The sequence below is a fragment of the Fusobacteriaceae bacterium genome, from assembly GCA_031272775.1.
In the GTDB taxonomy this organism is placed as follows: Bacteria; Fusobacteriota; Fusobacteriia; order Fusobacteriales; family Fusobacteriaceae; genus JAISST01.
Genome location: JAISTB010000009.1, coordinates 84,297 through 105,899 on the forward strand (window position 1 = coordinate 84,297; position 21,603 = coordinate 105,899).

Consider the following 21,603-nt stretch of genomic DNA (forward strand, 5'->3'; position numbering starts at 1 on the left):
GCTCATGATCATTCCGCGTTTTCCGGCAAAAGCGCGGTGGGAATGACCTCGATTTCGAGCTCGGCCAGGCTGGCCCGGACGACGGTAATCGGAAATTTGTCCCCGATATTGTACCAAAGTCCTTCGCTTTGATCTTCCATGGCGTAGCGCTCCTCGTCCAGCTCATAAAAATGATCGGCGGCCACAAGATCCCAATAACACTCGATATTCTCTTCGGTAGCGAGGAAAATCTTCTTCCGGGAAAAGCCGACGATGGTTCCGGTAAATTCCTCCCCGACCCGTTCCCGCATGTATTCGACGACCTTGATCCGGACGCTCTGTTCTTCGGCCTTCATGGCGATCCGCTCCGTCCGCGAAATATGAAGGCAAATGCCCGGCAGCTCTCCGGCCAGTTTGGCGTTCTCCTCGGCGGAGGGATAGCGGGTCAGGCGGGACGCGAGAATCCGGTGCGCCATGAGGTCGGCGTAGCGGCGTATGGGCGAGGTAAAATGCGTGTAGCAGCGGGAGGCGAGACCGAAATGGCCGATATTTTCCACGGTATAGCGGGCCTGCTTCAGGGACATGAGGATCAGCTTGTGGATCAACTGGCTGACGCCCGTCTCTCGGGATTTGTCAATGATTTCCTGCAGTTCCTTGGGATGGAGGTCGTCATGGCGACTGACCCGGAAGCCGAAACGGTTCAAGACCGTATTGAGGGCCGTGATCTTTTCGGGATCGGGCTTTTCGTGGGTTCGGTAGAGGGCGGGGAGTTCCGCGTAATAGAGTTCTTCGGCCACGGTTTCGTTGGCGGCCACCATAAAATCTTCGATGAGTTTTTCGGCTTCGCCCCTTTCCCGGGTTCCGACGCTCTCCACGAGGCCTTTTTCATTGAGTTTGACCTTGATCTCGGGCAGATCGAAGTCAATATTGCCGTTGGCGCGCTTTTTCTTTCGCAGAATGTGCGAGAGCGCCAGCATGGTCGAGACCATGGGCGCGATATCCGCGTACTGCGTCAGCGCTTCCGCCTCCCCGGCGATGATCCGGTTGACGTCGGTATAAGTCATGCGGCGGGCGCTCCTGATGACGGAACGGAAAAGATCGTAGTTTTCCACTTCTCCCGCGGGGGTAATCTCCATGCGGCAGGTAAACGTGAGCTTTTCCTCGCCCTCGTTCAGCGAGCAGATGCCGTTGCTGAGTTCGGGCGGCAGCATGGGCAGCACCCTGTCCACTAGGTAGACCGAGTTGCCCCGGGCATAGGCCTCAACGTCCAGAGCCGAGCCTTCCCGCACGTACCAGGAGACGTCGGCTATGGAGACAAAGAGCCGGTAATTGCCGTTTATGAGTTTCTCCACGTAAACGGCGTCGTCCAAATCTTTGGCGTCCTCGCCGTCTATGGTAATAATCGGAAGCGTCGTGAGATCGACCCTTCCTTTGCGTTCTTCCCCGCGGATCCCCAGAGGGATCGCTTTCGCTTCTTCGACGACCTCCCGGGGAAAGGTCTCCGGCAGTCCCTCGTTGATGATCAGGGCCCGGATCATGTTTCCGGTATCCTGAGCGTCGCCGAGGATACGCAGGATCTGCCCCGACGGCTTTCTGGACTCGTCTCCCCAGTCGATAATTTCCACGGTCACGAGCTCGTTGTCTTTGGCGTCGCGCATCATGTGGGCGGGAATATAAATGTCCCGGCCGAAGGAGCCTGTGGGGACCACAAAACCGAAATCGCCGTTTTTTTCAAAGACGCCGGTCACGGTATTCTTGCTGCGCTCGATAATCCTGACGACCTTGCCTTCCTGCTTCATCCCGTCCCGGGCGTCGGAAACGATCCTGACCCAGACCGTATCGCCATCCACGGCGCTTCCCAAATCGGGACCGGCCACAAAGACGCCGCCCTCGTCCTCGGTGTCCACAAAGCCGTAGCGGTCCGTCGTCATGGAGACGACGCCCTTGACGAGGCCCTTCATGTCGGGCAGGTTGTACTTGTTCTTGCGGTTCAACGTAATTTCGCCGATCCTGACCCATTCCCGCAGTTCGGCCTTGATCTCTTTCTTCGGCCGTTGCTGCCAGTGAAGCAGCTCCGTGATTTCCGTGTACTTGAGTCCTCTTCCCTCGCTCGCGAGAACGTCTTGCAGTTCCCGGAGCCCTTTTTCATTGGTCATGTTTTCCCCCGTTTCCGGGATCGCTCCCGTTTTGATCGGGCCTGCCCGCTTGCAGCCAGGCCAGCATTTTTTCCGTATTCGGATGGATATATTTTCCCGATTGCCTCAGATAGGCCGTCATGTGACGCAGAGCGTAGAGGATCCCGCCGTCCATATCGGCAAAGACCCGCCGACGGATCTCGGCCGCCTCGGGATAGGCGCGACCGGGCTCCACGGCGTCGGCGATGTAAATGACCCGGGCAAAGCGGGAAAGGCCTTCTTTCCCTACCGTGTGATACTTTATGGCCTCGAGGATTTCGGGATCGGCGATCCCGTACCCGTGTTCCGCCAGGGCCGCCCCCGCGAAGCCGTGCATGATCTCGGGACTTTCAAGGTCCTTTTCGCCCATTTCGCCGGGAAAATACTGACAGACCATCTTTCTCAGGTCTTCCGCAGACCACTCCTTGCAGATGTCATGCAAAAGGGCGGCCGTTTCGATCCGCCCGGGATCAAGGCCGAAAGGTTTTGCCAGGGCGAGGGCGGTTTCCACGACGCCCATGGTGTGGCGAAAACGGCGGGGGCTCAATTCGGCCTCCACGCTTTCCTTCAATAAAGTTGTCTTTTGTCGCGACGCTTCCCGCATGGTGTCTCCGATCCTGTTTTTTCCGGTCTTTATGTATATTGTATCACATCGCGGCAATAAAGACAAACAATAAAAAGGGAACGGAATTTCTCCGCTCCGGGGTGGGTTACGACTCCATGATTCCTTTTTCCCGCAAAAAGCCCTTGTACCAGATGAGCTGCTCCTTCAGTAGCTCATAGGGCTTCAGGCCGTAGGGACAGCGGGTTTCGCAGGCCTTGCACGCGATGCAGTTTTCGATCCGGAACATTTTCTCCCGGGCCTCTTTCGTCACCATGCCCTGATAGGGCGACCGCAGCATAAATTCCCGCATTCTGGCGGCCATGAAGATCTCGATATCCGCCGGACAGGGCAGGCAATAGCCGCAACCCCGACAGAATTTTCCGCCCAAGGCTTGTTTTTCTTCCGCGACCCGGGCCGCGTATTCTTCCGTAAAAGCGGGGTCCTTTTCCTCCAGTTCCAAGAATTGTTCGATTTCTTCAATTCTCTGAACGCCCCAGATGGGGACGGGCGTTTCCAGCGACCGGATAAAGGCGAAATTGGCCTCGACGTTGCGGATCAGTCCGCCGGACATGGCCTTCATGCAGATAAAGCCCATGCCCGCGTCGGCGGTTTCCTTCACAAGAGCGACGTCCTTTTCCCCCGAAAGACAGGAAAAAGGGAATTGCAGGGTCTCGAAGAGTCCGCTGCGGACCGCTTTGAAGGCTTCTTCGAGCTTGTGCTGCGTAATGCCCATATGGAGCACTTTTCCTTCGGCGATAAACTTGCGCATTTCCGCGATCTGCTCGTCGCCCGGCGTATGATTGTGAAATTGCAGCAAATCCACATGGTCGGTCTTCAGGTTCCGCAGCGTTGTCTCCAAATCGGCGCGCATTTTGGCCGGGTCCCTGCCCATGGTCTTTGAGGCGATGAAGATCCGGTCCCGTACGTCGGAGAGCGCGTACGCGATTTTTTCCTCGCTGTCCGAATAAGCCCTCGCCGTATCAAAAAAGTTGACGCCGCCGTCGTAAGCCCGCCGCAAAATCCCGGCGGCTTCCTCAAATGTACAACGTTGAATCGGAAGCGCCCCGAAGGACGTCCGCGATACGTTCATTCCCGTTTTTCCCAAGGCCGTGTACTTCATTTCTTTCCTCCTCCGTTCTATAAGATACTTCCGCTCTCGCGGAATTCCCGCCACACATTTTCAAAGAATTCATCCCGTACAGGAATCGGCCGTACGGGCCGCCACGCGACCCGGACTTCCGGAAGTTCCCCCGCGCTCACGGGTTCAAGCGAAACAATCTGGGTCACGCCGGTCTTTTGGCCTTCCTCTGTCGTATACGCAAAAGCGTCCGGAAGAAAATCATAAGGTTTTTGCCCCGCGGGATCCGTATAGAGGGCGCTGCCGCGGCTTTTTCCGCCGTTTTCCACGTAATCGGCCATGGCGGAGAGATACGCCAACTGGCACAAGAGCGTCTCCCGCAAGCGGAACACATGGCGCAAATCCACGGGTTTTGAAACTTTTGCCTCTTCTTTGAAGCGGGAAAGCCGTTCCCGGACCCGGGCAAGGGTTTCCCGGATCCTGTCCCCGTTTCGGATGGCGCCGCCCACGGCGCTCATGTTTTGCCTTGCTTCCCGCAACAGCGCTTTCACGGTATCGGCGCCGGATTCGAGGGCGGATTCCGCCAGATCCACAACTTGGCCGAGGGCCGCCGCCGACGCTTTTTCAAATGCCGCCGCCGAAAGGGGCGGGCCTTTTTCCTTCCGGGCGATAAATTCCGCCGCCCTGGTCGCCCCCACCTGCCCCGCGTTGAGGGCGCTGCCGCCGGGCCGGTAGATCCCGTGGGTCCCCGCCGCTTCGCCCACGGCGAAAAAGCCTTCAACATTTGTCCGCCACCAGCGGTCCACGTCAAGGCCGCCGTTGTTGTGCTGGGCGCAAAGGGAGATTTCCAGCATGTCCCTGGTGAGGTCGACGCCTCTCTCCCGGTAAAAGGAGACCGCCGGGGCGTTCATATGAGAAAGCCGCTCAACGGGCGTCCCGAAACAAGCGCCTGCCTTTTGCAGATAGTCCCTCGCTTCCTCCGACAATTTTCCGAAATCGAGCGTCCCTTCCCCGGGATTTTCCCGGTAATCGAGAAAAACCCGTCGCCCTTTTTGAATTTCCAGCCAGACGAGGATATCCACAAGGGAAGACCCGCCGGCTGCTTTTCGCACGTCAAAGGGCCATTGATAGCCTTTAAGGAATACCAGCGACAGCAGTTTGTAGCGGTCCTGAATATACGAAAAGAGAAATTCCCGCGGATCCTGTCCATTCGCGTCCGTCGACACAAAGCGCGGCAGAACCTGCATGTAGGTCCCCGAGACATTCCATTTGGGCCGGATACTGGCAAGTCCCCACTGCCATTCCGTGAGATTTTTTCCCCGAGCCCCCGCCTCAAAGGCCAGACCCGACGCGCCGTAGTGTCCCTCGGGATAAACGGTATTTTCATAGATGCCGGCGGGGCCTCCCGTGGCGTATACGATATTTTTACAGTTGACGAGCACAAAGGGAGATCGGTCCCCCCCCTTTGCCGCCTGTTCCGTGTCGAGACAGACGAGCCCCCGGATCCGGGCGTCTTCGACGATGATTTTCACCACTTGCAAGTGATCGAAAATCGGGACGCCCTTTTGCCGGACAGCCGCCTCCAGGCATTCGGTCATCCGCCGGGACGTATAGGGACCGACGCTGGTGGCGCGGGTCCTTGGATCGTGGTCCGTCTTGTAGCCCGCGTATTCGCCGTATTGGTTTTTGGGAAATTCCACCCCCAAGTTGACGAGATTCATAAAACACGGAACGCTCAACGCCGCTTCGCAAAGGGCGTGATCCCCGTCCACGGCCCCGCCCTCAAAAAGGGTCTCCGCCATTTCCCCCACGCTGTCGGGCGTATCCCCCGAGAGCGTGAGTTTGTAGTAGGTCTGCTTGTCGGAGCCTGTATTGCGGGAAGTCCCCGCCTTCACATGCTCCGTGACCACGCAGACGTCTTGATCTCCATAGCCCCAAAGCCTGTCCGCCGCGCAGAATCCGGCTGCGCCGGTTCCCACGACAACGGTTCCCGTATGAATTACGGGGATTTCCTTTCCTCTGAATTGAAACGCGGTTTTTTCCATGATAAACCCTCACAAGATCACGCTTTTACAATTGCTTCAAATGAAAGCCGCCGTCCACGTCGATGTAATTTCCGGTCGTGTAGAGAATATCATCCGACGCCAGGACCTTGACGACATTGGCCACGTCTTCGGGCATACCCCAGCGCTTGACGGGGAAGAGGCCCCCGGCGATGAGACCGTCATATTTTTCCTTGACCTTTGCCGTCATGTCGGTGGCGATGACGCCCGGCCGCACCTCATGGACGAGAATGCCGTCTCCCGCAAGCCTTGCCGCAAAAAGTTTCGTCAGCATGGAAATCCCCGCCTTGGATACGCAGTATTCCCCGCGATTGACCGAAACCACCTCCGCGGAGCAGGAGGAGATATTGATGATGGTCCCCCGCTTTTTTCCTCTATATTCTTGACTGAGCATAACTTTTGCCACGGCCTGGGTCAGGAAGAGATTGCCCTTGGTATTGATCCCCACGACCCGGTCAAAGCTCTCCTCGCTCATGTCCAGCAGATCCGCCCGTTCAAGAGGCGCGACCCCCGCGTTATTGACGAGCGCATGGATTTCCCCGAAGCGCTCGAGCGCCTCCCGGACAAGGATTTTCCGGTCTTCGCTTTTTCCGACGTCCGATCGGACATAAAGATATTCCGCCCCCGTTTCCGCGATGGCTTTCAAGGCCTCTTCGTTTTCGTCGGCGTCCCTGGTCCCCGAAAGAACAAGGTTGTAGCCCTCCGCCCCCAGGGTTTTGGCGATGGCAAAACCGATCCCCCGGGTCGCGCCGGTCACAATGGCTGTTTTTTTTAGGTTTGACATACAAATTCCTCCGAATATTGTTTTTTGTTGCGGGCGGCAGGACGCCGCCCCTACGAAATAATTGTTTCCCGCGCGATCGCCTCCGCCCGGTATTGTTGATAAAATTTGGCGTAGATTTCCGCGTCCCGGATGGCGCAGCCCGTACGCCCGTGATCCCGCATGATCTGCGTGCACTTGGAGCAGGCGATACAACATTTTTGCGGGTCCATGGCGCCTTTTTCCAAAATGTCCCGGGGCGCGTCGGGGTAGGCGAAACTGGATCTGCCGAATCCCACGAGGCTGCATCTTCCGTCCCGGAGGTTTGCCGCCCCGGCGTAGGGCGCGGCCCAGCGGAGCCAGGAATAGCCGTTTCCCACAACGGGAACACTTCCGGCGGCCTTCTGGACCGTTTCCGTAAAGGCGAAAAGACGGGCGGTACTTTCGAGGGGATGCTCGTTGGGCGTGGGGATCCCCGTCGACGACGTGTCAAAGGGACGCGTCACCTGCGGATAGATATAATAGGGATTTCCCGCGGAATTGCTCAAAAGCCCGACCCCTTCGGCGCAGAGACGCTTGACGAGTTCTACGGGTTCCGCGGGGTCAAATTTCCACAGATCGCTTTGATCCTCCCCGAAGCCGTAGGGCCAGGGATGAGCGTCAAAGACGTTGAAACGGCAGGCGATCACAAAATCCGGACCGGTAGCCTTTCGTACTTCTCTGACGATATCCAGAAGAAAGCGGCTGCGGTTTTCAAAATTGCCCCCGTATTTTCCGGGCCGGGTAAAGGAAGCCAACAGTTCGCTCACGAGATAGCGATGGCAGGCCTTGATATCCACCCCGTCAAAGCCCGCTTCCCGGGCAAGCAGGGCCGATTCCACATAGCGGGGAATCAGATCATCCAACCAGCCGTCGCTGACCACCGGGCTTTTTTCGTCAAGACCCACCCGGGGATCGAGAATCGGATCGTGTTGCGGGATCAGCGGCGCCGCCTTGTGACCGACAGGCCGCGCGTATCTGCCCGAATGGGTCAGTTGGAGAATGTTGACGGGCTTACGGGAAGCCCCCAGTTTGTTCCGGGCGATTTCCGCGGTCTGTTTCATGAGCTTTTGAAACGCGCCGACGTTTTGCTTTGTCAGCATCATGGAAAGCTCGTTGGCCCTGCCGTCTTGGGTCACGGCGCAGGCCTCCCACCACAAAAGCCCCGCGCCTCCCGCGGCAAATCTGCCGTATCTGCGGGCCACAAGTTCGCCGGGCGAGCCGTCGGGTTCCGAATCGCAGCCTTCCATGGGAAGTACCGCCAAAGAATTGGGGGCCGTCACGGGGCCGATGGCCACAGGTTTTGCCAGAATATCCAGCGCTTCGCTCAGAGCCACAGGAATCCTTAGGGTTTTGATTTTTTCTTTTACTTCTTCGAGAGAATGAAAATTGAATTTTTCATGGCGCGCCATGGATATCCGCTCCTTCAGGCGCCGAGATACGCCCGTTTGACTTCGTCGCTGGTCAAGAGTTCTCCTGCCTTTCCGCTCATGGTGATGACGCCGTTTTCAAGGACACAGGCCTTGTCGGCGACGGAAAGGGCTTTTTTCGCGTTTTGTTCCACCAAAAATATGGTAATGCCGCTTTCGCGGATCTTCAAAATCAACTCATAGATCTGGTTTACAATGAGGGGCGCAAGCCCCAGGCTGGGTTCATCCAAAAGCATGAGTTCCGGTTTTCCCATGAGTCCGCGGGCGATGGCCAGCATTTGCTGCTCGCCTCCCGAAAGGGTTCCCGCGTATTGATTGCGCCTTTCATAGAGGATCGGAAAGCGCTCGTATTGTTTTTGCAGGTCTTCGTCAAGGGTCTTGGAACGAAAGCGGTATCCGCCCACAAGAAGATTGTCCTCCACGGTCAGCCCCGAAAAGGTCTTGCGCCCTTCGGGCACGTGGATCACGCCCCTTTCCACGACCTCATGAGGTTTATTCGTCAGGGGCTTTCCCAAAAATGTGATGGTCCCCGAAAGGGGTTTTACCAGTCCCGAGATGGTTCGCAGGAGCGATGTCTTCCCGGCCCCGTTTGAACCGATGATGCTGTAGATCTCCCCCGCTTCGGCCGAAACGCTGACGTTTTTTAAGGCCTCCACATGGCCGTAACTTACGCTCAGGTTGCTTATTTCCAGCATAGCCATTATTCATCCCTCCCGAGGTAGGCCTCGATGACCTGGGGGTCGTTCCTAACGTCCCGGGGCGTCCCCACGGCAATGGTCTGCCCGAAATTCTGCACATGGATGAAGTTGGAGACGTTCATAACGAGCTCCAGCCGGTGCTCGATCAAGAGTATCGCGAAGGCCTCGTTTTCTGAAAGCCGCCGGATCAGATCCGTCAGATCCCGGACTTCCGTGGGGTTGAGTCCCGCCGCGGGTTCATCCAGCAGAAGGACCTTGGGTTCGCAGGTCAGGGCCCGGGCGATCTCCAGCCGTCGTTGCAGGCCGTAGGCCAAATTTTCCGGCCGCTCGTGGAGATAATCCCCGAGACCTGTCATCCGGAGATATTCGCGGCACAAGGCCGCGCCCCGCTTTTCTTCCCGCAATCGGGCAGGCGTCGGAAAAAGCCCGCCCATGACCGTATAGCGGCTGCGGGGATCAAAGGCGCAAAGGACGTTTTCCAATACCGTGAGCCCCTTGAAAAGTCTTATATTCTGAAAGGTGCGGCCCATCCCGAGTCGTGTGATTTCATGTTGCCGGAGTTTCGTGATATCCCTGCCGTCCAGCTCCACGGTTCCCGCGTCGGCCGTATAGATACCCGAAATTACATTAAAAATCGTCGTTTTGCCGGCTCCGTTGGGTCCGATGATCCCGTGGATTTCCCCCTTTTCCGCGGTAATCGAAAAATCCTGCACCGCTTTTACGCCGCCGAAACTTTTGCTGACGCGCTTTACCTTGAGTACGGCCATGGTCATTCACCCCCGGTATCCGGACGCCGCAGGACTTTCCCGAAAGGCAGTTCCCATTCGCCCAAAAGGCCCCCCGGCCGGAAATTGATGATCAAAAGTACCAAAATCGCGTAAATTACGTTCCGGTATTCGCCGAGGAAACGCAAAAATTCAGGAAGGCCCCCCAACACCACCGTGGAGAGCACGCTTCCCGTCAGGGAGTTGACGCCGCCGAAAAAAACGATAATGACCCATTCGGCACTTTTTTTCCAGCCGAAGAGCGTCGGGTCCACATAGGTCGTATAAAAGGCGTAGAGACAGCCGCTGTAGGCCGTCACCGCAACGGACAGCAAAAAGGCCGTCATTTTGATCCGGGGGGCGTTGACCCCCATGGCCTTGGCCGCCAAATCGTCTGACTTGACGGCGATACACTGCCTGCCGTATTTGGAGGTCTTGAAAAGACCCACGGCCGCAACCACAATTAGGGCCGATACAAGAGCCAATCCGAGATCGGTCTTTTTGGGAATTCCCGTAAGCCCAGAAGCGCCGCCAGTGATCGGCGTAAAATAATTGAGGATCCCGGTAATGGCCTCGCCGAAGCCCAAAGTCACCAGAGAAATATAGTCCCTGCGCAGCCGGACCGTGGGAAATCCCACGACAAAGCCCACGGCAACGGCGACCGCCACCGCCGCGGCGCAGGCCGGCAAAAAGGGAAAGGCCGCCTTTGTCACCAAAAGCCCCGAGACATAGGCGCCGATGGCCATAAAGGCCGCCTGCCCCAGGGAAAACATGCCGGTCATACCCGTCAGCACATAGATCCCGGCGACGCAGATCACATTGATCAAAATCTGCGTCAGGATGTTCGTCAGTAATACGCTGCTCATGGCGCCTCCTTCAAGCCTTTTCCTGGATATTGGACCCGGCGATTCCCCTGGGCCGCAGCAGCAGAAAGACCAGCATGATGACAAAGGTCAAAACCGGCGTCAGGGTGGACCCTACCAGATTCACAAGCTGCGTTTCCGCGAGGCCCAAAAGCACCGCTCCGATCAAAGCCCCGGCGATGCTCCCGAGCCCTCCGATCACCGAAGCGATAAAGCCCTTGACCACAAGGGAGCCCAGCGTCGGATAGAGCGTATAATTGATCCCGAGGAAAACCCCCGCGAGACCCGCCAGCATCCCCGAAAGCAAAAAGGCAAACTGAATCGTCCGGATCACGTTGATCCCCATGAGCCCCGCCGTGTCCCGGTCAAAGCTCACGGCCCGCAGGCCTCTGCCGAGCCGGGTCTTGCGAATGACCCAGACGAGGATCAAAAGCGCCGCCGCGCTGCAACAGAACATGATGACGTCCGAGGTTGAGATCACAAGGCCATGAAATTTCATGATCCGTTTTTTAAAAAACAGAGGGTAATTGTAAAAATTCGCCCCGGCCTTGATGGTCACAAGGCCTTCCAGGAGCGTTCCCAATGTGATGGAGGAAACAAAGTAATAGATCGGAGACGCGTTCCGGACCGTGATGCTCCGGAAGGCGACAAATTCTCCGCAAAGGGCCACAAGCCCCCCTGTCGCCACAGCCACCGCAATGGTGGGGACAAGTCCCATTTTATTGGCCGCCGCCACAAAATACCCGGCGAAGGCGCAAAAGGCCATGGTCGCCCCATGGGCGAAATTGGAGAATTTCAGGATGTTGAAAATCAGGGAAAAGCCCGTGGCGATGAGCGCGTAGACGGAGCCCAGGGCCAGGCCGTTCAGGATGATCTGGAGTTGCATGACACGTCCTCCCGTGAAAATGTGTCCAATATAACTTTTCCTGCAAGGTTCCTTCCCTGCAGGAAAAGCGGTTTTTCTTTATTCCATGCGTTTTTTTGATCTCGTATTCGCTTATTTGGCCGAATAGCGTTCAAGCATTACGGGCGTTGTCCCTTTGTACGTGAACATAACCATCTCGAGGCCTGTAGGCATATGGTTGGCGGGATCTATGGTAATTTTTCCCGTGAGTCCGTCATAGTCCTTGACTTTCAGCATGGCGTCGTGGATTTTGTCGGGATCGGGCCCTGTTTCCGCCAGCACCTGATTGAGGATTCCGGCGATGTCATAGCCCAGGAAGAATTTGTTCGTCGCGTCAATGCCGGCCTTTTCCTTGACGGCTTTGATCATGTCTTTCAGTTTCGGTTCGGTGTCGTCGACATTATTGATGTAGTAAATTTTGTCGCAATCTTCGCCGAGCATGGTATTGAACGGAGGTCCGGCGTCCAATCCGGCGATCAGGGCGCCTTCGTAGCCAAGGCCTCTGGCCTGCTGGGTGATCAGGATCAGGTCCTGGGTATAATTGGGCATGTAGATGGCGTCCACTTTGGCGGATACCAGCGGAGAGAGAAGCGTCTTGTAGTCCTTGTCGTTGGCGGTATAGGCCACTTCTTTGACTACGGTCCCGCCAGCCGCCGTCACGGCCTTGGTAAAGGGCTCCAGCAGCGATACGGCATAGGCGTTGCTCTGGTTGTACATTACGCCGAAGGTCTTAAATCCGTTTTTGATCGCGTATTGTCCCATGATGGCGCCCATTTGCAGGTTGTTGGGCTGCATGCCGAAGGTATTCTTGTAGGTGGTTCCGTCATCTTTGATTTCGGAGCGGATATCCACCGCCAGATGCAGGATCGGTACATTGTATTGCTCGGAAATAGGGGCGATGGCCAGCACGATGTTGGCAATCGGAGGGCCGATAATCGCGCATACCTTGTCGGAGGTGATGGCCCGGGTCAGGGCGTTGATGGCCTCGTTGACGTCGGCCTTTGTGTCGTAGGTGATCATTTTGATTTTGGCGCCGTTGACGCCGCCCTTTGCGTTGATTTCATCAATATGCCATTTTGCGCCCGCCTCAACCATTTTGCCGAGGGAAGAAGTCGGACCGGAAATGTCCTGCAGACAGCCGATCACGATTTCCTTGCCCGCGCCGAAAAGCGAAGCGGTGAACAGGGTCACAGTGGTAAAAAGAATTGCAACGATTCGTTTCATTTCCTTCCTCCTGATGAAAAAATAATGTAATTTTTGTATCAAAATGACGCTGATAATAAAGTATACCGGTAAATACTTCAAAAATCAAGGGGGGTATGAAAAAAAGTTGGGGCGGGGGCTTTCCGCTTGACAATACTACAAATTTGTTTTATAGTGTTGGATAAAATCAAGACAAATTTATTTTGACATAAGGAGGCGTTCATGTCCAGATATTGGAGTGAAATCAGAGATGAAGCATATAAAAAAGATCCGGAATTGAAGAAAGAAGTACAGGTAATCCAGATGAAAATGGATCTGATCAGCGCGCTCATTGAATACCGCGCGGCAAATTCCTTGACACAGAAAGATTTCGCCGAACTCATCGGTGCAAAGCAGCAAGCAATTTCTCGCTTTGAAAAAGGAGAAATTGATCCACGCCTCAGTTTTATCAGAAAAGTGATTCTGGAAATCCTTGGAGACCGGAAAATTGAATTTTCAAAGCCGAATATTCCGGATGTTCCCATGAAACGTGTAACCGCAAATGGGGATCGTCGTCTCGCGGCGGGAGCTTCTGCCGGATGGTCGGCGGGATTCCTCTCCGTGTTTCAAAATTTGCCGAAGCCGCAGATGAGACCTTTGTTGAGCCTGAGGACATACCGGCTGAATATGACGCCAAAAGAGCTGATTTTGAATGAGGTGTTTTATTTGAAAAACCCCCTATTTTTGGCATTTTCCGCAAGAGAAAATCACGTTTTTGAACATTAGAAAAGGCAAATTTCTCACGTTTTTGCGCCTTAAAGCGCCCAGTAATTAACCACAACTCTGTGGAGATGATTAAAGCCGGAAATTAGTTCCGGCTTTATTTTTGTTGCTTATTAATTGCTCATAATCAGCGGTTATTTTCTTGCCGGTATCCGAATTTTCAAGTAGCGCCCCTCGCCCCGGACCTCGTAAGGCCCGCTTCCGGCTTCCACAAAAAAGCAGTCCCCCATCCGGAATGGCAGCGTTTCAGCTCCCTGGCGCATCTCGCCCGCTCCTTCGTAAAACAAGAGCGCGTGAAAAGACGAGCCGTCGGCGTAATCGCTTTTCGCCCCAGCCACGCTCAGTCCGTCGACTACAAAATAATCGCATTTTCCCAGATGCCCGCCGAAATCGGCCTGCGGCCCTTCGGCTGCGAGTTTCAGCACATCGAGGGCTTTTTCGATATGGAGCTCCCTGGGTTTCCCGTCTTTACCAAGACGCCCGAAATCGTATACGCGATAGGTCACATCGGAGGACTGCTGGATTTCGGCGATCAAAATTCCCGCCCCGATGGCGTGGATCGTTCCCGGCGCGATGAAAAATACGTCCCCCTTTTTGACCTCCACGCGGTTCAGGATCTCCGTCAGCCGGTTTTCCCGAATGCGCCGAGCCAGCTCTTCCCGGGTGACGTCCCGTGAAAAGCCGAAATACAGGAACGACCCGGGTTCACAATCCATCACAACCCACATCTCGGTCTTTCCGTTTTGGCCCTCATGGGTCCGGGCGTAGGCGTTATCGGGATGGACCTGCACCGAAAGGGAGCCGGCCGCGTCGATGAATTTCACAAGGATGGGAAAATCCAGGAAGCGGCGGCAATTTTCCCCGAGAATGGCCCGTCCTCTGATCCGGATCAGCTCCGGAAGCGTCAATCCCGCGTATTCTCCGCAGGCGACGACGCTCATTCCCGCCGGATGGCAGGACAATTCCCACGTCTCTGCGACAATGTCGTCGGGGCTCTGTTTCCCGTAGCGGGTTTTGAGTTTTTGCCCGCCCCAGATATAATTTTTGCAGGCTGGCGCCAATTTGAAAATTGACATAAAACCTCCGGGTTTTTGATTTTTCCATTATTTATTCAAATTATATCAAAAAACAATCCAAAGCGCTATATTTTTTCTTCGCACCCTCATCTCTTTTTGACAAACGGGCCGTGATCGTTTATAATATGAACATAAACAAACATCAGAAAGAGGAGGGATACAAAAATGGCGTATTTTATTCAATCGGAAGAAGGAAAGGACCTTCTGGCTGAAGTCAGGCGGTTTTGCGGGAAAGAAATCCGCGAGCAATGCAAGGAATGGGACAGGACGGGAGAATACCCCGCGGAACTCTATCAGAAGGTCATGGATATGCAGCTCCACATTCTGGAGCTCCCCGAAGCCTATGGCGGACCGGGCCTGGACCGGATCACGGCCGCTGCCCTGCTGGAACAACTGGCCATGGCCGACGCGGGTATCGCCACAGCCGTATCGGCCAGCGGGCTCGCGCTGAAATGCGTCCTCATGGCCGGAACGGAAGCCCAGAAGCGGCGCGTGGCGCAATTGATGCTGGAAGGCAGCCTTGGCGCCTTCTGTCTGACGGAGCCGGCGGCCGGATCCGACGCCGCGTCCACAAAAACGACCGCTGTCCGGGACGGGGACCACTATGTCTTGAACGGCAGAAAGACCTTTATCACAAACGGTTCCACGGCCTCATACTATACGGTGACTGCCAAAACCGACAAGAGCGCGGGCACGAGAGGGATTTCCATGTTTCTCGTGGAAAAGGGGACGCCGGGCCTGTCGGCGGGCAACCACGAAGACAAACTGGGCGTCCGAACCTCGGAGACTTGCGATGTCGTCTTTGAAGATTGCCGTATCCCCGTAACGGCGCTGTTGGGAGAAGAAGGCAGGGGCTTTTCCCTCGCCATGAAGGGACTCGATCAAGCCAGATCCTGGATCGGCTGTATAGCCGTCGGCATCGCCCAGCGGGCATTGGAGGAAGCCATAGCCTACGGCAGAACCCGCGTGCAGTTCGGAAAACCCATTATCGAAAATCAAGCCATCCGCTTCAAGATTGCCGAAATGGCTATGAAAACGGAATCGGCCCGGCAGATGGTCGCCCACGCGCTGACCCTCATGGAAAACAAGCTTCCCTGCGGAACGGAATCGGCCATCGCCAAGGCCTGCGCCGGAGACGCCGCCATGGACGTCACAACGGAAGCGATCCAGATCTTCGGAGGTTACGGCTACAGCAGAGAGTATCCCGTCGAAAAGCTCCTCCGGGATGCCAAGATTTTCCAGATCTTCGAAGGGACCAACGAAATCCAGAAGATCGTAATCGCGTCAAATCTCCTCGGCAAATAAAAATACACCCGCCTGGGCGGGTGCTTTTTTATTTTGCCTACTGAACTTCCGGCGTAGGAGGCACGGGCGCTTCCGGACCCGGCGCCGTCGCTGGAGCGGGGGGCGCGTATTCCTTCAGCACGTCGTTCAGTTTGTATTGTTCAATAAAGCCGTTGATAATCTTGACTTTGGCTTCTCCGAGTTTCTGGTTGAACAGGGCCTGCCGCAGCTGCGGGAAGACTTCCACCATGTTCTTGTCCTTGAGCGCCTCGGCGTTATCCTGGTACACTTTCAGGATCTCATGATCCTCGATTTTAATATCTTTCTGAGCCAGAATGTTGAGGAAAAACTCGATTTCCAAATTCTTTTTCATGATTTCCAGCTGTGCGATCTCCTCGGGTGTAAACTGCCGGTTGGTCATTTCGGATAGAATCGCCTTTGTAACCAACATTTGCGCCATTACATTGGGATTCCCTTTTGCTTGTTCCAATTCCTGGGGGCTTAATTTGATTTCCACTTTATTCCTCCTATTTTTACGGATTTTATATTGATAAAACCCAGTTGTCTACAACGGATGGCACTCATCCCCTACATAGTTCTATTATACACCAAATTTTCGCAATGTCAACTTTTTTCATGAAATCGGTTCATAAAATTGCCAACAATAACCGATATTATTGTTTTTGATTCCGGACTTCGGCCGTAATGGCCGGCACAATTTCCCGCAGGTCGCCGATGAGTCCGTAGTCGCAGATCTGAAAGATCGGCGCGTAGGGATCCGTATTGATGGCAACGATATATCGGGATTCGTGCATACCCGCCTGATGCTGGACAGCCCCCGATATGCCACAGGCGATATAGACGTTGGGACGGACCGTGATCCCGGTCTGCCCCACCTGATGGGAGGGATCGATCCAACCGGCGTCCACCGCCGCCCGGGAAGCGCCCACTTCTCCGCCCAGGGCGTCCGCCAGATCTTCGATCAACTTGAAATTCTCCGCTTTTTTAAGGCCCCGCCCGCCTGAAACGATGATTTTTGCGCCGGTCAGGTTCACAATCCGCTTCCCGATGGGGTTCATGGCCACAAGGGTCGTGCGGATGTCTCTTTTTTCCAGTTTCGGGAGAAATTCCTCAACGATCCCGCCGGCCGCGTCACGCCTTTCGGCCCTTTCGAGAACGCCGGGCCGGACCGTAGCCATCTGAGGCCTGTGTTTGGGGCACACGATGGTAATCAACAATTTTCCGTCGAGGGCGGGTTTCACTTGCAGGAGCTTTTTGTCCTCGGAATCGATCGAGAGTTTTGTGCAGTCGGCCGTGATCCCGGTTCCGATCTTGGCCGCGATCCTCGGCGCGATGTCTCTGCCGAGAGAGGTCGCCCCGATCAGGACAATCTCCGGTTTTTTTTCTTTGATGGCCCGGGCCGCCGCCAGCGCGTATCCTTCGGTGGAAAAATCCGCCAGCAGCGGATCCTTGATCCAGAGGATTTCGTCAGCGCCGTAAAATCTCAATTCTTCCACGGTCTTGGCAATATCCGCGCCCATGACGACCGCCACAAGCTTTTGGCCCAGATCGTTGGCCAGTTTGCGGCCCTCGCCCAGCAGTTCCAGCGTGATCGGATTCAATTTTCCCCGGGTTTGCTCCCCGATGACCCAGACATTCCGGCAATCTTTCAGTACGGCGTTTTTGTATTCTTCTGTTTGCGTCATTTCTCCCCCTGTCAGAGCATGTTGACTTCTTTGAGTTTTTTCAGTAGATTTCCGGCCTTGTCCCGGACAGACTCCCCTTCGATGATCTCCCCGCGCTTTTCCCGGAAGACCGGGGTCGTACCGGCAATCTGAGTCGGCGATCCTCCGAAGCCCACGAGGTCCAGGTCCACGGGAATGTCCGCCGCGTGGAGCTCCCGGACAACCCCTTGGCCGAAGGCCGCGAAGAATCTGTCCAGCGAAGATTGCCTGGGCGTGTTCAGTTCCTGGATCGCCGTCAGCAAAAGGGGCGCGCTGACGTCAATCACAAAATCCACCCCGTCGGTAATTCGCGTAATCCGGAATCCTTCCCCGTTCCGCTCGATTCTTTTGGCGTAGGTCACCTGGGGAATATTGAGAAATTCGGCGATTTCGGGCCCCACATTGGCCGTCTCGCCGTCTATGGATTGTCTGCCGCAAAAAATCAGATCAAAGGGGCCCAAATGCCGGACGGCTGCGGCCAGGATCAGCGCCGTGGCCCTGCTGTCGGAACCCGCGAAGGCTTCGTCCGTCACAAGCCAGGCCTCGTCGGCCCCCATCCCGTAAGCTTCCCTGAGTACGGCCTTCGCCTGGGACGGGCCCATGGAAATGGCGCTCACGGTTCCCCCGTACTGATCCTTGATTTGCAGCGCCGCCTCCAGGGCGTTCCTGTCGTCGGGATTCATGACCGCCGGGACCCCTTCCCGGATCAGCGCGCCGCTTTTGGGATCAATCTTGATTTTGCTCGTCTCCGGCGTCTGCTTGATGCACACAATACTGCGCATGTGTCCTCCTTAGTTTTTGTCATCTCAGCCTGACGCGGGTCAGAGCAGCTGGTTCAGTTTTTTCACAAATTCCGCCGGATTTTCCAGGGGAAATCCTTCCATCAGCAGCGATTCCGTATAGAGGACATCCACAAGGTCGACGAAGGCGGGCTTGCCCTCTTCCTGTTTCAATCTCGAGAAAAGCGGATGCTCCGGATTGATCGCGAGAATTTTTTCGGCCTTGACGCCTTGATTTCCGGGCATGGACGAGAGGACCCGCTCCATTTCCAGCGAAATCTCCCCCTTGGCCAAAAGCGACGCGGCGGCTGATTTTCCGATATCGGCCGACAGTCTGACTTCCGCGACTTTTTCCCCCAAAGCTTCCTTGACTTTCTCCAGAATACTCTTGTTGTCTTCGGAGAGCTTCTTGATCTCCTCTTCCTTTTCCTTGCTTTCGTCGAGTTTGAAATCGGAATCGTTGATGGATTTAAACTGTTTTCCCGCGAATTCCCTGAGCGTTTTCAGGGAAAATTCGTCGATTTTATCGGTCAAATAGAGAATTTCAATGTTCTTTTCCTTGAGGGCCTCGATTTTCGGCAGCGATTTGATGGAGGCAAGGTCGTCGCCGGTGGCGTAGAGGATTTCCTTCCGTTCGCCCATGCGGTCCACATATTCTTGCAGCGTGCAGTAGCTGTCGTCAAGAGAGGTCCGGAAAATCAGGAGATTTTGCAGCTTGTCGCGATTGAGGCCAAACATGTCCTGAATCCCGAATTTGATGTTCCGGCCGAATTCTTCCCAGAATTCCACATATTTTGGCTTGTCTTCTTTGAGCAATTTTTCAAATTCACCGATGATCTTCTTTTCGAGGCTCTTGGAAATGTCGGCGAGCTCTTTGTCCTGCTGCAAAATTTCCCGGGAAATGTTCAGGGACAGCGTGTCGCAATCGACGAGCCCCCTGAGGAAGCTGAAGTATTCGGGAACCAGCTCGTCGCATTTGTCCATGATAAAGATATTTTTCGTATAGAGTTGCAAGCCCCGCTTATAGTCTTTCGTGTAAAAATCCATCGGCGCCTTTTTCGGAACGAACAAAAGGGCCGTATATTCCACGGTGCCCTGCACTTTTATGGGGAAGCGCAGCAGCGGGTCCGTCCAGTCATGGAACGCCGACTTGTAAAATTCGTTGTAGTCCTCGTCCTTCAGCTCATTTTTGTCCTTTTTCCAGATGGGCTTTGTAGAATTGATCACTTCGTCTTTGAAATAAATCGGATAGCGGATGTAATCGGAGTATTTCTTGACGATTTCCTTGATTTTCCATTCTTCCAGATATTTGTCGTATTCCTCGCCGGTCTTGATCGTGAGGACGATGGTCGTCCCCCGCTTATCCAGATCGATTTCCTCCAGCTCGTAGGAACCGTCTCCCTTGGATTCCCAGCGCACGCCCTTTTCCGCGTGGGGAGATTTTGTCGTGAACATGATGTCCGCGGCCACCATAAAGCCCGAATAAAAGCCCACGCCGAACTGTCCGATGATGTCTACGGCGTCATTGCCGGCCTTGTCGGCAAGGGAAGCTTTGAAAGCCTTGGATCCTGATTTGGCGATCGTGCCGATATTTTCCTGGACCTCTTCGTAAGTCATGCCGACGCCGTTGTCAGCGATGGTCAGCTGCCGCTTGTCCTTGTCGACAGCAAGCGTAATCTTGAATGTCGTGTCGTCTCCCAACAGGGCGCTGTCTGTCAGTGATTGGAATTTCAGCTTGTCAATGGCGTCGCTGCCGTTTGAGATCAGCTCCCTCAGGAAAATGTCCCGGTTCGTGTAAATGGAATGGACCATCAGGTCCAGCAGTTCTTTGGCTTCGGCCTGAAAGGCCATGGTTTCTTTTCGCATAATTCCTCCTGTTTCTCTATATTCTTCTGATTTCTAACTGTTTTAGCACTCTATGCGAATAGTGGCTAATAATCTTATAACATAATTTCTTTGCCTTGTCAATGGATTTTTTCTGAATTTTATGATATAATAGACCCAAGTTCCATTTATACCAAAACCAACACCGCTTGGAGAGAGGTCGCCTATGAAAATCATCATTTCGGGTTCGGGGAAAGTCGGCGAATTTTTGTGCAAAGAGCTGTCCACGGAAGGAAACGACATCACCCTGATCGAAAAGGATCCCAAAGTACTGGAAAAAGTACTTTCCATGGCCGATATCCGCGGGATCGTCGGAAACGGCGCCGATCCGGATATCCTCGCGGAGGCCGAAGTGGCCGATACCGACATCTATATGGGCGTCACCCACTCCGACGAGATCAATCTGATCTCCTGCGTCATCGCGAAAAAAATGGGGGCCCGGCATACGATCGCCCGCGTCCGGAATCCAGAATATACCTCCCAGATGAACTTTATGCGGGAGATTTTGTCCATAGAAAAAATCATTGTGCCCGAGCACGAAGCGGCGCTTTTTATCGTAAAAAATCTCGAATTCCCCAACGCCCTGAGCGTGGAGAGCTTCGCCGACGGCCAGGTCAGCCTGGTCAAGTACCAGGTCCCCGCCGATACCTATCTCGATCATCTGAAGCTCTCGGATTTCAAGGCCAATTATTTTCCCCATATCCTCGTCTGTATCGTGGAAAGGGGCGAAAGCGTCTATATCCCCACGGGAAATTTCATCCTCGCGGCCGGCGATCTGATCTATGTGACCGGCTCGCGGAACGACGTCACCGAGTTCTACAAGTCCCTCAGCGACAAAAAAGTCGAGCCCGTCAAGACGATTTTTATCAATGGCGGCGGCGGACTGACCCATTATCTTGTGGAACGCCTGCTGGCGCGACGTTTCCGGATCAAGATCCTCGAAAACGATTTTCATACGGCCAAAACGCTCTCCAACGCCTACGGCGACGCCATCGAGGTCATCCTCGGCAGCGGCTCCGACAAAAACCTTCTGGACGCGGAGAGTTTTGAAAAGCATGACGCCTGCATCTGTCTCGCCGATGACGACGACGAGAACGTCATTTTGTCCATGTACGCCAATAAGCTGGGCATCAGGAAAATCATTACGAAAGTCGACGAAACGTCTCTTTTGGGGATTTTGGGCCTCTCGGGCTTCCAGTCCATCGTGACGCCGAAAAAGATCATCGCCGACACCATCGTCAAGATCGCCCGCTCCATGATCGGCGCCCAGGGCGGCAACATCGAGACGCTGTACCGGCTTTCGGAAAACCGCGTCGAAGCCATCGAGTTCAAGCTCAACGAGACGAGTAGCGTCGTCGGCGTCCCGCTGCGGGATCTGCGGCTCAAGGAAAATCTCCTGATCGCCTATATCGTCCGGAACGGGGAGATCCTCTTCCCCGACGGCAACACGGCCATGCGACCCGACGACAGGGTTATCGTCATTACGACGCAGAAATTTCTCGACGATATCGATAAAATTTTGGAATAGCGATCGT

Annotated in this window: 19 protein-coding genes; 3 read left to right on the forward strand and 16 right to left on the reverse strand. The window is 54.9% G+C overall.

Translation table 11 applies throughout. From position 1 onward, the window contains the following. Window positions 1-8: 8 nt before the first annotated feature. From rnr to LBQ97_02970, 11 genes are all read right to left on the reverse strand, one after another. The gene (gene rnr / locus LBQ97_02920; protein MDR1831671.1) at window positions 9-2,135 is read right to left on the reverse strand and encodes a ribonuclease R; all 2,127 of its coding nucleotides are present in this window, start codon (window positions 2,133-2,135) and stop codon (window positions 9-11) included. Further along, window positions 2,125-2,757 carry a bis(5'-nucleosyl)-tetraphosphatase (symmetrical) YqeK gene (gene yqeK, locus LBQ97_02925; protein MDR1831672.1) on the reverse strand — a complete coding sequence of 211 codons (633 nt, stop codon included), beginning with the start codon at window positions 2,755-2,757 and terminating at the stop codon, window positions 2,125-2,127. The genes rnr and yqeK overlap by 11 nt, the downstream gene beginning before the upstream one ends. A 106-nt stretch (window positions 2,758-2,863) precedes the next feature. Further along, window positions 2,864-3,877, reverse strand: coding sequence for an aldo/keto reductase (locus LBQ97_02930; GenBank protein MDR1831673.1), 1,014 nt, complete (start codon window positions 3,875-3,877; stop codon window positions 2,864-2,866). A 17-nt stretch (window positions 3,878-3,894) separates the two neighbouring features. Further along, entirely contained in the window at window positions 3,895-5,880 is a 1,986-nt protein-coding gene (locus LBQ97_02935; GenBank protein MDR1831674.1) for an FAD-binding protein, read from the reverse strand. A 25-nt stretch (window positions 5,881-5,905) separates the two neighbouring features. Next, window positions 5,906-6,682 carry a 3-ketoacyl-ACP reductase gene (locus LBQ97_02940; GenBank protein MDR1831675.1) on the reverse strand — a complete coding sequence of 259 codons (777 nt, stop codon included), beginning with the start codon at window positions 6,680-6,682 and terminating at the stop codon, window positions 5,906-5,908. A gap of 50 nt (window positions 6,683-6,732) precedes the next feature. Beyond that, on the reverse strand, window positions 6,733-8,109 hold the full coding sequence (locus tag LBQ97_02945; protein MDR1831676.1) for a hypothetical protein: 1,377 nt from the start codon (window positions 8,107-8,109) through the stop codon (window positions 6,733-6,735). 14 nt (window positions 8,110-8,123) lie between these two features. Continuing rightward, on the reverse strand, window positions 8,124-8,828 hold the full coding sequence (locus tag LBQ97_02950) for an ABC transporter ATP-binding protein (protein ID MDR1831677.1): 705 nt from the start codon (window positions 8,826-8,828) through the stop codon (window positions 8,124-8,126). Continuing rightward, window positions 8,828-9,592 carry an ABC transporter ATP-binding protein gene (locus LBQ97_02955; GenBank protein ID MDR1831678.1) on the reverse strand — a complete coding sequence of 255 codons (765 nt, stop codon included), beginning with the start codon at window positions 9,590-9,592 and terminating at the stop codon, window positions 8,828-8,830. Before LBQ97_02955 ends, LBQ97_02950 begins: the two co-directional genes overlap by 1 nt. 2 nt (window positions 9,593-9,594) lie before the next feature. Continuing rightward, window positions 9,595-10,455 (reverse strand): branched-chain amino acid ABC transporter permease, encoded by an 861-nt coding sequence (locus LBQ97_02960; protein MDR1831679.1) that lies wholly within the window; start codon window positions 10,453-10,455, stop codon window positions 9,595-9,597. Window positions 10,456-10,465: 10 nt separating this feature from the next. Next, on the reverse strand, window positions 10,466-11,338 hold the full coding sequence (locus LBQ97_02965; GenBank protein ID MDR1831680.1) for a branched-chain amino acid ABC transporter permease: 873 nt from the start codon (window positions 11,336-11,338) through the stop codon (window positions 10,466-10,468). A gap of 111 nt (window positions 11,339-11,449) precedes the next feature. Beyond that, window positions 11,450-12,580, reverse strand: a complete 1,131-nt coding sequence (locus LBQ97_02970; GenBank protein ID MDR1831681.1) for an ABC transporter substrate-binding protein — start codon at window positions 12,578-12,580, stop codon at window positions 11,450-11,452. Window positions 12,581-12,781: 201 nt separating this feature from the next. Here LBQ97_02970 and LBQ97_02975 point away from each other — a divergent pair, with 201 nt between their 5' ends. Beyond that, on the forward strand, window positions 12,782-13,324 hold the full coding sequence (locus tag LBQ97_02975) for a helix-turn-helix domain-containing protein (protein ID MDR1831682.1): 543 nt from the start codon (window positions 12,782-12,784) through the stop codon (window positions 13,322-13,324). Between the two features lie 131 nt (window positions 13,325-13,455). Here the strand turns inward: LBQ97_02975 and LBQ97_02980 are convergent, their stop codons facing one another. Then, entirely contained in the window at window positions 13,456-14,397 is a 942-nt protein-coding gene (locus tag LBQ97_02980; GenBank protein MDR1831683.1) for a class I mannose-6-phosphate isomerase, read from the reverse strand. Between the two features lie 165 nt (window positions 14,398-14,562). On the opposite strand from LBQ97_02980, the gene LBQ97_02985 reads away from it, so the two are divergent. Then, the gene (locus LBQ97_02985) at window positions 14,563-15,702 is read left to right on the forward strand and encodes an acyl-CoA dehydrogenase family protein (GenBank protein ID MDR1831684.1); all 1,140 of its coding nucleotides are present in this window, start codon (window positions 14,563-14,565) and stop codon (window positions 15,700-15,702) included. Between the two features lie 37 nt (window positions 15,703-15,739). Here LBQ97_02985 and LBQ97_02990 read toward each other — a convergent pair whose 3' ends face one another. The 4 genes from LBQ97_02990 to htpG form a co-directional block, all read right to left on the reverse strand. Continuing rightward, window positions 15,740-16,198: a hypothetical protein gene (locus tag LBQ97_02990; GenBank protein MDR1831685.1), complete on the reverse strand. Its 459-nt coding sequence runs from the start codon at window positions 16,196-16,198 to the stop codon at window positions 15,740-15,742. A 157-nt stretch (window positions 16,199-16,355) separates the two neighbouring features. Continuing rightward, window positions 16,356-17,387, reverse strand: a complete 1,032-nt coding sequence (locus LBQ97_02995) for an electron transfer flavoprotein subunit alpha/FixB family protein (GenBank protein ID MDR1831686.1) — start codon at window positions 17,385-17,387, stop codon at window positions 16,356-16,358. Between the two features lie 11 nt (window positions 17,388-17,398). Next, window positions 17,399-18,187, reverse strand: a complete 789-nt coding sequence (locus LBQ97_03000; protein MDR1831687.1) for an electron transfer flavoprotein subunit beta/FixA family protein — start codon at window positions 18,185-18,187, stop codon at window positions 17,399-17,401. A gap of 39 nt (window positions 18,188-18,226) precedes the next feature. Beyond that, window positions 18,227-20,050, reverse strand: a complete 1,824-nt coding sequence (gene htpG, locus LBQ97_03005) for a molecular chaperone HtpG (protein ID MDR1831688.1) — start codon at window positions 20,048-20,050, stop codon at window positions 18,227-18,229. Between the two features lie 184 nt (window positions 20,051-20,234). Here htpG and trkA point away from each other — a divergent pair, with 184 nt between their 5' ends. After that, window positions 20,235-21,596 (forward strand): Trk system potassium transporter TrkA, encoded by a 1,362-nt coding sequence (gene trkA, locus LBQ97_03010; GenBank protein MDR1831689.1) that lies wholly within the window; start codon window positions 20,235-20,237, stop codon window positions 21,594-21,596. Window positions 21,597-21,603 lie beyond the last annotated feature (7 nt).

Coding starts and splice junctions, on each gene's coding strand:
- rnr (MDR1831671.1), bottom strand. CDS start 2,135: ATGACCAATGAAAAAGGGCTCCGGGAACTGCAAGACGTTCTCGCGAGC.
- yqeK (MDR1831672.1), bottom strand. CDS start 2,757: ATGCGGGAAGCGTCGCGACAAAAGACAACTTTATTGAAGGAAAGCGTG.
- LBQ97_02930 (MDR1831673.1), bottom strand. CDS start 3,877: ATGAAGTACACGGCCTTGGGAAAAACGGGAATGAACGTATCGCGGACG.
- LBQ97_02935 (MDR1831674.1), bottom strand. CDS start 5,880: ATGGAAAAAACCGCGTTTCAATTCAGAGGAAAGGAAATCCCCGTAATT.
- LBQ97_02940 (MDR1831675.1), bottom strand. CDS start 6,682: ATGTCAAACCTAAAAAAAACAGCCATTGTGACCGGCGCGACCCGGGGG.
- LBQ97_02945 (MDR1831676.1), bottom strand. CDS start 8,109: ATGGCGCGCCATGAAAAATTCAATTTTCATTCTCTCGAAGAAGTAAAA.
- LBQ97_02950 (MDR1831677.1), bottom strand. CDS start 8,828: ATGGCTATGCTGGAAATAAGCAACCTGAGCGTAAGTTACGGCCATGTG.
- LBQ97_02955 (MDR1831678.1), bottom strand. CDS start 9,592: ATGGCCGTACTCAAGGTAAAGCGCGTCAGCAAAAGTTTCGGCGGCGTA.
- LBQ97_02960 (MDR1831679.1), bottom strand. CDS start 10,455: ATGAGCAGCGTATTACTGACGAACATCCTGACGCAGATTTTGATCAAT.
- LBQ97_02965 (MDR1831680.1), bottom strand. CDS start 11,338: ATGCAACTCCAGATCATCCTGAACGGCCTGGCCCTGGGCTCCGTCTAC.
- LBQ97_02970 (MDR1831681.1), bottom strand. CDS start 12,580: ATGAAACGAATCGTTGCAATTCTTTTTACCACTGTGACCCTGTTCACC.
- LBQ97_02975 (MDR1831682.1), top strand. CDS start 12,782: ATGTCCAGATATTGGAGTGAAATCAGAGATGAAGCATATAAAAAAGAT.
- LBQ97_02980 (MDR1831683.1), bottom strand. CDS start 14,397: ATGTCAATTTTCAAATTGGCGCCAGCCTGCAAAAATTATATCTGGGGC.
- LBQ97_02985 (MDR1831684.1), top strand. CDS start 14,563: ATGGCGTATTTTATTCAATCGGAAGAAGGAAAGGACCTTCTGGCTGAA.
- LBQ97_02995 (MDR1831686.1), bottom strand. CDS start 17,387: ATGACGCAAACAGAAGAATACAAAAACGCCGTACTGAAAGATTGCCGG.
- LBQ97_03000 (MDR1831687.1), bottom strand. CDS start 18,187: ATGCGCAGTATTGTGTGCATCAAGCAGACGCCGGAGACGAGCAAAATC.
- htpG (MDR1831688.1), bottom strand. CDS start 20,050: ATGCGAAAAGAAACCATGGCCTTTCAGGCCGAAGCCAAAGAACTGCTG.
- trkA (MDR1831689.1), top strand. CDS start 20,235: ATGAAAATCATCATTTCGGGTTCGGGGAAAGTCGGCGAATTTTTGTGC.